12 protein-coding genes are annotated in these 11,926 nt (G+C 65.2%); 6 read left to right on the top strand and 6 right to left on the bottom strand.

Annotation, left to right across the window (positions count from 1 at the left end):
- Positions 1-289 precede the first annotated feature (289 nt).
- Positions 290-541: a hypothetical protein gene (locus tag A3Q37_RS36940; protein ID WP_141693619.1), complete on the top strand. Its 252-nt coding sequence runs from the start codon at positions 290-292 to the stop codon at positions 539-541.
- Positions 542-1,006: 465 nt separating this feature from the next.
- On the opposite strand, the gene A3Q37_RS36935 is transcribed toward A3Q37_RS36940, so the two are convergent.
- The gene (locus A3Q37_RS36935) at positions 1,007-1,696 is read right to left on the bottom strand and encodes a hypothetical protein (protein ID WP_141693618.1); all 690 of its coding nucleotides are present in this window, start codon (positions 1,694-1,696) and stop codon (positions 1,007-1,009) included.
- 737 nt (positions 1,697-2,433) lie between these two features.
- On the bottom strand, positions 2,434-3,090 hold the full coding sequence (locus A3Q37_RS36930) for a hypothetical protein (protein ID WP_141693617.1): 657 nt from the start codon (positions 3,088-3,090) through the stop codon (positions 2,434-2,436).
- A gap of 379 nt (positions 3,091-3,469) precedes the next feature.
- Here A3Q37_RS36930 and A3Q37_RS27675 point away from each other — a divergent pair, with 379 nt between their 5' ends.
- Entirely contained in the window at positions 3,470-3,676 is a 207-nt protein-coding gene (locus tag A3Q37_RS27675) for a hypothetical protein (RefSeq protein ID WP_065488367.1), read from the top strand.
- Between the two features lie 283 nt (positions 3,677-3,959).
- Here the strand turns inward: A3Q37_RS27675 and A3Q37_RS27670 are convergent, their stop codons facing one another.
- From A3Q37_RS27670 to A3Q37_RS27660, 3 genes are read right to left on the bottom strand one after another with little or no spacing between them, the layout of a single operon-like run.
- Positions 3,960-4,520, bottom strand: a complete 561-nt coding sequence (locus A3Q37_RS27670; RefSeq protein WP_255311966.1) for a hypothetical protein — start codon at positions 4,518-4,520, stop codon at positions 3,960-3,962.
- Positions 4,520-6,010 (bottom strand): cell wall metabolism sensor histidine kinase WalK, encoded by a 1,491-nt coding sequence (locus tag A3Q37_RS27665; RefSeq protein ID WP_065488363.1) that lies wholly within the window; start codon positions 6,008-6,010, stop codon positions 4,520-4,522. The genes A3Q37_RS27670 and A3Q37_RS27665 overlap by 1 nt, the downstream gene beginning before the upstream one ends.
- Positions 6,007-6,711, bottom strand: coding sequence for a response regulator transcription factor (locus A3Q37_RS27660; protein WP_065488361.1), 705 nt, complete (start codon positions 6,709-6,711; stop codon positions 6,007-6,009). Before A3Q37_RS27660 ends, A3Q37_RS27665 begins: the two co-directional genes overlap by 4 nt.
- A 300-nt stretch (positions 6,712-7,011) precedes the next feature.
- Here A3Q37_RS27660 and A3Q37_RS27655 point away from each other — a divergent pair, with 300 nt between their 5' ends.
- The 4 genes from A3Q37_RS27655 to A3Q37_RS36925 all read left to right on the top strand — a co-directional run bounded on the left by A3Q37_RS27655 (position 7,012) and on the right by A3Q37_RS36925 (position 10,958).
- A complete protein-coding gene (locus A3Q37_RS27655; protein ID WP_065488360.1) occupies positions 7,012-7,758 on the top strand; it encodes a polysaccharide deacetylase family protein in 747 nt (248 codons plus the stop codon).
- Between the two features lie 74 nt (positions 7,759-7,832).
- On the top strand, positions 7,833-8,648 hold the full coding sequence (locus A3Q37_RS27650) for an SGNH/GDSL hydrolase family protein (RefSeq protein WP_065488358.1): 816 nt from the start codon (positions 7,833-7,835) through the stop codon (positions 8,646-8,648).
- An 82-nt stretch (positions 8,649-8,730) separates the two neighbouring features.
- Positions 8,731-10,068 (top strand): acyltransferase, encoded by a 1,338-nt coding sequence (locus A3Q37_RS27645; RefSeq protein ID WP_065488356.1) that lies wholly within the window; start codon positions 8,731-8,733, stop codon positions 10,066-10,068.
- 458 nt (positions 10,069-10,526) lie between these two features.
- The gene (locus A3Q37_RS36925; RefSeq protein WP_141693616.1) at positions 10,527-10,958 is read left to right on the top strand and encodes a hypothetical protein; all 432 of its coding nucleotides are present in this window, start codon (positions 10,527-10,529) and stop codon (positions 10,956-10,958) included.
- Positions 10,959-11,296: 338 nt separating this feature from the next.
- Here the strand turns inward: A3Q37_RS36925 and A3Q37_RS38065 are convergent, their stop codons facing one another.
- Positions 11,297-11,578 carry a hypothetical protein gene (locus A3Q37_RS38065; RefSeq protein ID WP_255311965.1) on the bottom strand — a complete coding sequence of 94 codons (282 nt, stop codon included), beginning with the start codon at positions 11,576-11,578 and terminating at the stop codon, positions 11,297-11,299.
- Between the last annotated feature and the right edge of the window lie 348 nt (positions 11,579-11,926).

The raw sequence follows: 11,926 nt of genomic DNA, 5'->3' as shown, positions 1-11,926 counted from the left end.
GGTGAATGCCCCCTGTCGGACGACCGACTCCGGCACAGCCCTCGCTCAGCCCCATGCAGCAGAGCCCTCTTGCGACGTACATCGGAGGCAGGCGCCCTTGCTCATCAGCCGGCCCTGGCCTTGGCCGTCGGCTCTCCCTCGTCTTCCGGTCACATTGTCCCCGAGCTCGTTCCGTGGCGAGGGCCAAGCGGTGAAGGGCGGCTCGAGCCCCCAGCAAGCCCTCGACTTCCTCGTGGAAGGCCCCACTCGCGCTGGATGTGAACGCGGTCTGACCACCCAGGTGCTGCCGATGGCGGGTCAGCTCACCGCGAAGCCCACCAACGGCGCCGTCAATCTCTTCGTTCCTGAGACCGTCAGCAGCGGCGGCCTCGATGTCACGGCTGGTACCCAACTCGCCTGTACCGCGACCCACGCCAAAATTTCAGACAACTGTCCCGCTACCCACGTCGACATACGCATCCATGAGAATCTCACCCTCTCTCAGACCCCCTGGGCCGTCCGCTGCGGTCCCAACGGAACCCTGACCCCCGTGACCAAGTAGCTATGAGACCGAGGTCAAGGCGGGGGTCTCAGAGCGCTGAGACCCGCATCATTCCTATCTGAACCGCTAGGGTCATCCGGAAGCATGTACCTCGGCAGTCCTGCTGCACCGGCCCACCGCTGTGCTGTCGTATCCGGGGCAGCCATGGCATCGCCGAACTGAAAAACTGTGGCGGGACCTGTGCCGCCACCTCGGCATCATGGGCACACGAGCGACGCTGTCCAAGCCAGCGCGCTTGCGGGGCCCGCCCATCCCACCAGCGGACGTGAACCTGGGCGAGAGCCAGACTCCGGCATACAGATGGTTGAGCGAGCATAAGATCAGATTTTGGGACTGGAGAGGGTCTGTGTTTGCCTTACTTCTACCAAGCCCCGGTCAAGCCAAAGAACGCGTGAATGGTTCGCCGGAGAAAAGAGCCAGCGAACCATTCACGAATCAGGTCGTACTAGTAACGAACCAGCCAGATCAGTAGGGAGCAGGTGGGGCACTGGTGTAGAGTTTCATAGTGCCTCCATATTGGGCGTCATGCCCATCGAGGTAGAAGGTGCCACTATTCCCGTACTGGTCATATGCCACAATTTTCGGGTTGTAGTAATTGTGGATGTCATGGGGCCCGTGATAGGGGGTCCCATCCTGTAGCGGATTGGGCTGGTTCTGCACCCAGCCATCTCCCCCAGTACCTGCGTTCGCCCAAGTCACGCACAGCGACCGGTTGTTGGTATCCGCAGACCGATCGTAGATCTTTGCCGCGTCCCACCACTTGTTTCCATTGGGCATCTTAAGGATTACGGCACTTGCCCCTCCACCAGGGTTTGCAGAATCTGAATTTGCGGAAAATCCATTTTCTGGGTACTTGACGTCGTGCGGTTCCTGGTACCAAATATAGGCGCCGCACAGCAAACTCCACCACTTCGCGTTAAAGTTATCCTTTCCGCTTTGCCGCGCATAGAAACCATCATATTGGTTATCAGTTACAACATTGGAGACTTCGAAGTGACAGAAGGTGCGACCTTCGGAATTCTCCTTCGCAGTCAGATACCAGTTACTCCCGCCCTCAAAATTCACATATTGAGTTTCGTCCTGGCGAAGTGATACCAGGTCTTCTTTGACCCAGTCAGTATTACCGAGATCGTAATTCACCGCCGGCTTCGGCACGAGGGAAACTTTGGCCTGCAGGGCCTGGTCCGAACTCTGCGAAGTGTAGACAAACTTCTCGCTATCAGTTCTCACTTTTACCGCAATTGATTTACCACTCGCGCCCGGGCTGCAGTAAGCGTAGTACTTTAGCTGCTGCGCTCCCGGCCTCTGCGGCGGAATTAAAATCTACAGGCTGGATTCGATTAGGAGCTCCTGCAGAGCTCGGGGCTTTATGGAAATACGGATCCTCGGTATCCGTGTAGCACCAGTTCGATGTCCCATTCCAGTTCATCTGGGACTCGTCCACATAGTCAATTAGCCATGTGTTTGCAGCCAGATGGCTTTGATCGACAGCAATTGACTGACCGTTCTCATCAATCGGCCAAATGGTGACGATTATGCCAACTTGATTCCGCGAGTTCGCGTAAATAGACCCACCCGAGGCACCGCTGTCAAGCTAATTGAAATTTTTGAACAGCTATTTCATTTCATTTGCGCCATCCTTCCGTTCTGTGAAAAAGCCCCGTTCGGGCTCTTACTATTTTCGTAGGTAGTTGAGGTACCCATGTCCCTCGATTGGACTTTGGATTTTCTCGGGTGCCGACGAGCCAGCTGGCGGTTGTACCCGGACGTCCATCAGTTGGGTGGCCTGCAACGCGACGAAGCTCCTGGCAGAGGGATCGGTGCGGAGCCGGCGTTCCTATCTGCAGCGCCGTGACAAACCTTTGCTCGCTCTAGCTCACCTGCTGCACGGCTCACTCCCCGCCGGGCGAGCGAGAGGGACAGCATGAAAGCCCAAGGCCCTTATCGATCTGTTCGTCGTCCGACTGTTGCGAGCGTCGCCCAGCTCTGCCACGACCGTGAACGACGTGATACCGCAGCGCACGGTCGTGTTCCTGTCTAAAATTTCTTGAGGGAGAACCTTTAAACCACACGCGATGAAACTTGATCAACCTTCCACAGGTAACCGGATCTGTCAGTGGCATAGACCCTATCGTGATCTTCATTCCAAGCCGCGCCCGCAGTGCTGCAAATCGCCGCAGGTGGGGTAACCGGAATGGTTGCGATTTGAACCGGCGGTGCACGTATCCTGGACTCACCCTCCAAAGGATCTCCCTGCCACTCGTTACATAGGCATTGCCTAGGCTGTCCAGCGTCACCCCTATGGGCTTACCGAGATTCCCGCCAACCTTTATTGATTTCTTCTTGTCCAGATCGATATTGAACAGTGAGCCGCCTCTGACGTCGGTCACGTATGCATTTTCTCTATCCCCGTCCAGCGATACAACGCCGATCTCGTCAGTTTCAAGGCGGGCCACCTCAGTGGTGTTTATGCCAGGCTGGCCATCCAGGGCTACCCTTAGCAGTGCACCATTTGCAGTGACGTACCCAAAATTCCTGGCCGCGTCCAAAGCGACACCTATGGCGCCCGGTATGTTTGCGACTAGTGTATTTTACGTGCTGTCCACAGATTCATGCAGGCCGGTCACTTTCCATAGTGCATCAGGTGTAGTTATATAGGCGCGGTCTGCGTCGTCTAGCGCCAAATGTGCGACACGGTCGGGTAGCGTTGCAAATACCTCCAAGCTTCCATCGCCCCGCTTTTCGCCCTCCATGCTTTCTGGTTATAGTAGTCGGTGGCATAGATGTTCCCCGATTGAACAGTCCGCCGCTGCTGACCATCCACATGCTCTTCGGCCAGTCATCCGTCTCAACAGGCCCGCCTCGTAATGCTTTTTTTACCTCTACCTCGCGGCAAGCCGCTTCGCGAATTCCGGGTCAGGAGCGTTAGTGGATGCGGTCCAGGTCCACGTCGAGGACCGCGAGACCTGGTTGACCGCGAAGCTGCTGGTCCCGCGCCAGTTCGCGAGGTCGGCTTCGTGTGCGGCTGGCACGGCGTCGGTGGTGGTGCTGGTGGCGGTCGAAAACCCGGGGCAGCCGGAGAAGGGCACCAACACGCAAACGGATCACTTCCGCCGGTCGAGGACGCAGGCGTGATGCCGCTCGTAGTCCGGGGGCGCCGTTGACCGACGGGCAGTGGGCGCAAATCGGGCTGGTGCTCCCGGTTCGGACACCGCAGCGGGCGGCCCATGGCGGGATCACCGAGAAGTGATCCCGCCATCGCTCACGTGATGCCCCGCCTTCGCGTTCCGGGTCCGTCCACGCCGCCCTGTTCGTGCCCCGTTCCGAGGCCGTCGGCTCAAGAGGTGGAAGCGCCGACACCACAGCATCCACACCAAGATCCGATGCCTCGGCGAGCAGGCCATGCCCCTCGAAGAAGTCACCGCGGCTCGCCCGTGGCCGTCACCGGGATCACCGTGCCATGGGGGCCGCACCGGACGGTCCACGGTGTACGGGAGGGGGTGAGGCTCTCGTAGATGTGGATGTCGACCTGGGTGGCAGGGCGGTTGCCGGGGACGTGGGCATGGGCCGCCGTACAGGCGAGTTGGGTGACAGCGGTGACGTCGAGGTCGCCGCTGCTGACCGTGTGGGGTACGTAGAGGTCGACGGCGCCGTCGGCGGCGTTGGCGGTCAACTGCCCGGCCATCGAGGGCACCTGGGTGACCAGGCCGCGGTCGCGTTCGGCGGTCGTGGGGCCTTCCAGAAGGAGGTCGAGTGCCTGCTGGGGGCTGAGGGGACGATCGGTGGGGCGGTTGACGGCGCGAATGCCGTACGGGCCGGTGAAGTAGAGCTTGACGGTGCGGGCTTCGGTGCCCGGACGCTGGATGCCCGAGGCGGGCGCTCCCGCGGGGGTCGGTGCAGTGGACGTGATACCGCATCCGGCGGCGGTCAGAGCGGTGAGCACGACCGTGGCGGCGGCGCGGACGGGAAAGCGGGACATCATCGTGGTTCCGGTGGGGGCGGGGCGGCGAGGGGGAGGGTGAGAGTGAACACGGCTCCGGCACCGACGGCGTTGACGGCGGTCAGTGCGCCGTCGTGGAGGAGGGCGTTCTCGTATGCCAGGGCAAGCCCGAGGCCGCTCCCTTCGGAACGGGCGCGAGCCGTGTCGGCCTTGTAGAAGCGGTCGAAGACATGGGGCAGGGCATGTTCGGGAATGCCATCGCCGTGGTCGACCACGGTGAGGACTGCCCGATCGCCTTCGGCCCGGGCCCGGACGACGACCGGAGGCCGGCCGTGGTGCAGGGCGTTGCCGACCAGGTTGGCGAGGATCACGTCGATGCGGCGTGGGTCGGCGTGAAGGGGGACAGGCCCGGCGAGATCGGTGATGACGCGTTCGTCGTCGTCCCAGCCACGCAGGCGAAGGGTCTTGGCGACGAGGGTGCGGAGGTCGACGTCTTCGGCGCGCAGCGGGGCCGTCTTGGCGTCGAAGCGGGAGACCTCCATCAGGCCCTCGACCATGCGGGCGAGGGCACGGGTCTCGTCACTGATGAGGCGTACGGCGTCGGCGGTGTCGGGCGGCAGGGTTCCGGACGCCGCGTCCTCGTCGAGGACCTCGGTGACCGCGGTCATCGCCGCGAGCGGGGTACGCAGTTCATGGGCGACGTCGGCGGCGAAGCGGCGCGCGCTCCCCTCCAGCCGGCGCAGCTCGGCGTCGTCCCGCTGCAGGGTCTCCGCCATGGTGTTGAACGTGCGTGTCAGGTCGGCGAGTTCGTCGTGGCCCGTAGGCTCCAGCCGGGTACCGAGCTCACCGGCGGCGATGCGTTCGGCACCGTCGTGGAGGCGCCGTACGGGGCGCAGCACACGGCGGGCGGCGAAGAGCGCGGGTACGAGCGCGAGCGCGAGTGCGGGGAGAGCCGCCGCTTGGGCGGCGGTGCGCAGGGCCGCCAGGTCTGCTTGATCGTCGTCGAGGGCGAGGGACGCGTAGACGGTCAGCCCCGAAGACGTACGCCCGCGGCCGGACGACACGGCGGAGTCGGCGGCGTACTCGACCGGCATCGCAAGCGCCAGCCAGGGCCTGCCTCCGTGCTCGACGCGCTGATACGAGGCCTCGCTCCCCTCCCGTGCCCCTGCTCGCAGCTCCTTCGGAACGGGGGGAGCCATGGGCGCGGCGGAGATGAGCGGACCGTCTTTGTAAGCGGCTGCGGAATGCCAGGCGTAGGCGCCGCCGGCCCGGTCGAGCTGGCGGGTGAGGTCGCGCAGGCCCTCAGCGCTCGGTGGAAAGGGCAGACCGGGGGCGAGGGAGTCGAGCTGGGCCCGCAGATCGGCGACGGCGGCGTCCTGAGTGCGGTCAAGGATCGTGGAGCGCGCCTGCTGGAAGGTGAGACCAGCTGTGAGCAGGGAGCCGAAAGCAGCGGCGAGGAGAAAGGCGACCACGAGGCGTACGCGCAGGCCGCGCGGGAAGCGGAGCGGGGGAACCGCGCGGAAGGTCATGTCGGCCCGAACCGGTAGCCGAAACCACGCACGGTCTGCACGTACACCGGAGAGCGGGGGTCGTCCTCGATCTTGGCCCGCAGCCGCATCACGCAGGCGTCGACGAGGCGGGCGTCACCGTAGAAGGAGTGCTCCCAGACCTGTTCCAGGAGCTGCTGACGGGAATAGACCTGCCCGGGGGTGGCCGACAGGAAAAGCAGCAGTTTGAGTTCCGAGGGGGCGAGGGCGAGTTCGGCCCCATTGTCGGACACGATAAGCGCCGTACGATTCACGGTGAGGGTGCCGTGCCGCTCCACGTCTGTCCGCGCGGCCCCGGCCTGTACGTCGTGGTCCTGGGCGGGGGCGACACGGCGCAGGACCGCCTTCATGCGCGCTTCGAGTACCTCACCGCCGGCCGGTTTGATGATGTAGTCGTCGGCACCGGCCTCCAGCCCGACAACCACGTCGATGTCGTCACCTCTTGCGGAGAGGATGATGATCGGAACCTGCTTGCTCTCACGGATGCGGCGGCACACCTCCAGACCGCTCATGCCCGGCAACATCAGGTCGAGCAGCACCAGATCTGGGCGATGGCGTTCGAGCGCGAGCAGACCGGTCTCCCCGCTGGCCGCGACCTCCACCTCGTGTCCTCGGCGCTTGAGCGCGAGAGTGACACCTTTCTGCACGGCGAGGTCGTCTTCGATCAGGAGAACTCGTGGCATGGGAGGGGGCGCTCTTCTCCGGTGTGGTTCGGCCCGGTGGGGCTCCGGGTGTGGTTCGGCCCAGTGGGACTCTCGACGTCGTCCGGTCCTGTGGTGCTCTCGGCATTGTTCGACGAGGATGCTCGAAGCGTATGACGGACAGTTCCGCTTTTCTTGATGAAACGATGACGGTCGGCCCCTCCCCTTGCTCTGGGCGGTTCCGTCGAGGGCATGAGCGATACGCAGCACAGCACGAGGACAGACCACCGGGTGGGAGCGAGAGGCGCAGCCCGACAGGCCGGCTTCGCACGACTGGGGTTGATGGCCGCCATCGTCCTCGCCCTGGCCTGGACCGCGGCCTTCTCCTTCCCCGGCGGCAGAGCACCGGGACACCTCAGGAGCGAAACGGCTGCTGCCCGCGGCGGGCCGAGTGGGGAGGACGTGTCCTTGCCCCGGCCGGTCGTGGACATGGCCATCGTCCGAGAGTCCGAGGACCCCGGAAAGACGGTGAACATCACCCTCGACGACGGTCCCAGCCCCCGCTGGACACCCAAGGCCCTCGAACTGCTCCGGCAGTACAAGGCCAAGGCCACGTTCTGTGTGACGGGCCCGAACGCCGCCGCTCACCCTGACCTCATCCGGCGGATCGTGGCTGAAGGACACCGCCTGTGCGACCACTCCATCAGCCACGACAGCACGATGGACCACAAACCCGTGGCATACCAGGAGAAGGAGATCCTGGACGCCAAGCGCATGATCGACAAGGCGTCCGGCGGCGCGCGTCTCTGGTACTACCGGGCGCCCGGCGGCGCCTTCACGCCCCAGAGCCGCCAGATCGCGGCAGCCCACGGCATGCGCAACCTCGGCTGGAACGTCGACCCGAGCGACTACGAACAGCCGGGCACCAACCGGATCATCCGGGCCGTGCAGCAGCAGATCGAGAAGGGTCCAACCGTCCTCCTCCACGACGGCGGCGGCAACCGTGCCCAGTCGATGGAAGCCCTGGGGCGACTTCTGCCCTGGTTCACCGAGCGGGGCTACACCTTCAGTTTCCCCGAGGCCGGCTGAACCGGTCGCCCCGTCCCGCACCCGTCCTCACAGCTCCCCCGACCGCACCTGAAGACCCGACCGGAGATATCACCATGCGTAAGACCGCTGCTCCTCGACCCGCTCGTCACACGCACCCCCGAACCGTCGGCCTGGCCGCCCTCGCCGCCGCAGCCGTTCTCGGCCTCACCGCCTGTCAGAGCTCCGCCACCGGTACCGCGAGCAGTGCCGACAACCCGGCGGCCCGGTCCGTGTCGAAAGGCGCGGACACCAAGCCGCGCCGACTGCTGTGGATGGGCGACTCCATCGGCGAGGCGGAGGCCCCCGCCCTCGGCGCGGCGATGAAGGCGAGCGGCACCGAGTTCGCGTCGATGGCCGCCGCGGGTGGCGGCGGCGTGATCGGTGAGACAGCCGCCCGCACGTGGCAGCTCCTTCCGGAGAAGCTGGCCTCGTTCAAGCCGGACGTCGTGGCCTACCAGATCACCACCTACGACTGGGGAACCCCCAGTCAACAGCGCGCGGGGTACGAACACCTGGCCAAGGCAGTGCACGACTCCGGGGCCGAGCTCCTGATCGTCTCCGCTCCGCCCTTCAAACTGGACGACTTCTACAAGAAGCATGAGGCCGCTATCAGGACGGCCCCTCAGGCCGCCCGCGGAATCGCCGACAAGCGCCCGGACAGCGTCCGCTTTCTCGACGCCTCCACGCTGTGGGGAACCGACAGCGGCACCGCCAGGGCACAGCGCAGCAAGGACGGCATCCACTCCTGCCAGCAGGGTTCGGCCGCCTTCGCCACTTGGTTCGGCAAGGAGCTGAACAAGCGGTACGGATTTGCTCCCGCTGCCCCGGAGCAGTGGGCCACCGGCGCGTGGACCGGCGACAAGGTCTTCGGCTCACTCGGCTGCGCATAGCAGCGGTGAACCCGTCACACGCCACGTACGCGGCGGCTCCTGTGAGCAGGACCGGGCGCCGTGTACTTCATCGAGGAGCCCCATGACCGCGCCCGTCCCCTCCCCGTCCCGCGCTCCCGCCACCGGCGTCGCGACCCCTGTGACACGACCAGGCGGCAGCACCGGCCACATCAAGGCCCTGGACGGGCTGCGAGGGCTGGCGATCCTCGGTGTCCTCCTTTTCCACGCCGGCCGCTTCGACGGTGGCTTCCTCGGAGTGGACCTCTTCTTCGTCCTGTCCGGCTTCCTCATCACCGGGCTTCTCCTGAAGGAGGCAGGCACCCAGGACGGCCGTATCCGCCTCGTCGCTTTCTGGGGACGGCGAGCACGCCGCCTGACGCCCGCTCTCGCCGTGATGATCACCGGGGTCTTGCTGCTGGTCTGGCAGTTCGGCACGTCACCGCTCCGACAACAGGCTCTCGACGACGCCCCCTGGGCCGTGGCCAATCTCGCCAACTGGCACTTCATCGCTGAGCAGGCGGCCTACTGGCAGTCGTCCGACAGCCAGGTGTTCGGTCACCTGTGGAGCATCAGTGTCGAAGAGCAGTTCTACCTTGTCTGGCCCCTGCTGATCGCCGTACTGGCGCGCACCAGCAAGGCCGAGAGGCTCGTCGCGACGGCGGCGGCCACCGGGGCGATCCTTTCCCTCGCTCTCATGGTCACGCTCGCCGAGCCCGTCGACACGACCCGCGTCTACGAGGGCACCGACACCCGGGCCTTCTCTCTGCTCCTGGGCTCCCTGATGGCCACGGCACCCGCCTCCCGGCTGTTGGACCGTGTCGGCGCACGCGCAAAGGGGTGGTGGGCTCTGATCCTGGCGGGCTGCATCGCGGCCTACTGGCTCAGAGCCGACGGCCAGAGCTCACCCGGCCTGTTCCACGGGGCTCTCTTCTTGCACGCCCTGGCTGCGGCCCTGCTCATCGGTTGTATCGTCCGTGCCCCGTATCACCCTCTCAGCCGCTTTCTGTCGGCACCGCCGCTGCGCGGACTCGGCCTTGTCTCGTACAGCCTCTACCTGTGGCACTGGCCCGTTTTCCTCCTGCTCGGCGAGGCTCTGCCTGGCCTGGTCGGCTGGGGCCGCACTGCCTTCCTCGTGGCTGTCTCTCTCGCCGCTGCCTTCGTCTCCAAGGTCTTGGTCGAAGACCCCATCCGCTTCCGGGCAGGCTGGGCACATGGCCGCACAGGTGCGGCAGCCTTGCTCGCTGCCCTTGTCGTGCTCACGGCCCTGTGGGCGATCCTGCCCCGGCCTCAGCTCGGCGCGGGCTCGGTCGACCTCACCCGCCTCGCCGCACATTCGAAGCCGTGCAGTTCACAGGTCTGCGACCTGTCACGAACGGACGCCGGGGACGTTGGAATGGTCAGCAACTCTACCGAGGGGTAAGGAAGCGGGGGGACATATGAGTGATCGCAGCAACTGGCCAAGTGGCCTTGGGGCCCGGCCCTGAAAGGCGGGATCACCGGCCACGTCGGCTGCGAGATGAACAATCTGTCGTGGGAGGGGAAAAGACAACAGCGCATCGGCATGTGTGTTAAGGCTGCGCCGGGCCGATCGAGGCGGGATCATCGCCTCGCCCAATGTCGGCAGATTTGATCTTTGGGTCGAGAGGCGGCAGTGCCGGACGGTCGGCGCCGACCAACCGGTACTCGGTACTCCTCTCTCAGCGAGGTCCCCAAGCCGGCCGTCCCCGTCATTTCCGAAAAGGTGATGGCGTGTGGCTGAATAGGTGAACGCCTTCTCGGCTTTCGTCTCAAGATGCCCGCCAGCACAGACAACGGCACCCGATTTCCGTGGCGGGGGGCTCCTCCGCCGCGCCCTGGAACAACGAAGGAAGAACGGCTTTGGGAACTCCGCTTCCATTTCCGAGTGATGAGGATGTAGACCGTGCACTCGATATTCTCAATTTGGCCATCACGCGTGCGGGCGACGGGATTCACACCCTTACGCTCAGTGTGGAGGGAGTGGGCGGGCAGGCTCTCGCGCAATTCCATTTTGCTCATCATGTGGACTACGGATTCGTTCCGGTCGAGGAGATGAGTGTCCCCTTCTGTGAACTGCTGGCAGTGGCTGTCAAGGGGGATTGTTCGAGCGGGATGATCCTTCGCTCGTGGGGCCTCAAGGAGCGGGTGCGTGGATGGGAATTCGACGATGCCGGTCATCCGTGCCCTCTCAGCGGATCCGAACTTTTCAACTTCTACCGCAAAGGTTTAGGGGCTGGAGTCCACGATGCGCTGCCTGGGGATACGGATTACATAGACGCCCCGGTCATCTGAGAAATCAGATGTAGGGGAGCCTGGGATGGCTGCTGTCGAGCTGGACGGGCGCGGCGGCAGACGGACTGAGGAAGACATCGACCGCCGCGGGAGCGACTGCGGCCCCAGGGGGAACGCAGACTGGGGTCGCAGTGGTCGGATGAGCATCCAGTCGGGGCCCCAAAGGCCCTGCCCGCTGCTCGCGTTTACTCCCTCACCGCTGACGGACCTCTGACCGGACGAGCCCTGGCTCGCTCCGGTCGGTGGTGTCTCGGTGGCGGCGAAGTTTTCCGGCAAGGGCAGCTGTTCGGGAACGGAGGCCGACAGCGTCTCGCGTGGTACGAGGCAGGGCCGGGCCGTCACGAACCGTCGGACGCCCTCCTCAGCACGTACAGGTCCCAGGAGTCCGGGTCGCCGATGTACTGGTAGAGGGTGGGCCGGCTCGCCGTGCCGCCGACGTTCCAGGCGTCGAAGCTGCACGAGTCGACGGTGATGCCCACCTCCTGCGACCAGGTGCTCCCGCCGGGTTCGTACGTCCAGGTGCCCTGCCCCGTACAGCGGGTGTCCGCGCCCTCCGGACCGTCCGGGCCCGTGGCGTCGTCCTCCGGGCCCCAGCCGCCGAGGTCGTCGTCGATGTCCACGGCGGTGACGCGCCGTCCGCCGTGAAGGTGACCGTCCCGCCCTGCCCGTCGGACCAGCGTCCGACGAGGTCCGCCGAGGCGAGCGCCGGTGGCCGGTACTCCTTGAGCACCCCCGTCCCCAGACCGACACCGCCGAGGACGGCGGTGAGCACGATGGCGGCCACGCCCCACAGGATCACCGGCTTGAAGATCCGCTCCCGGCGCGAGCGCCAGAGCAGTGCCGGGACGGTGAGCGCGGCCGTGGTCAGGGGCCAGCCAAGAGCAACGACACCGGCCCCCGCCCCGTCGGCCAGGGTGACGACGGCGACGATCACGAGCGAGACGGCCCCCGCCGCCACCGGAACCCAC

The organism is Streptomyces sp. PTY087I2 (assembly GCF_001687325.1).
Lineage (GTDB): Bacteria > Actinomycetota > Actinomycetes > Streptomycetales > Streptomycetaceae > Streptomyces.
Note: the sequence above shows the minus strand (reverse complement) of the source record. Positions and strands in the feature narration are given on the sequence as shown.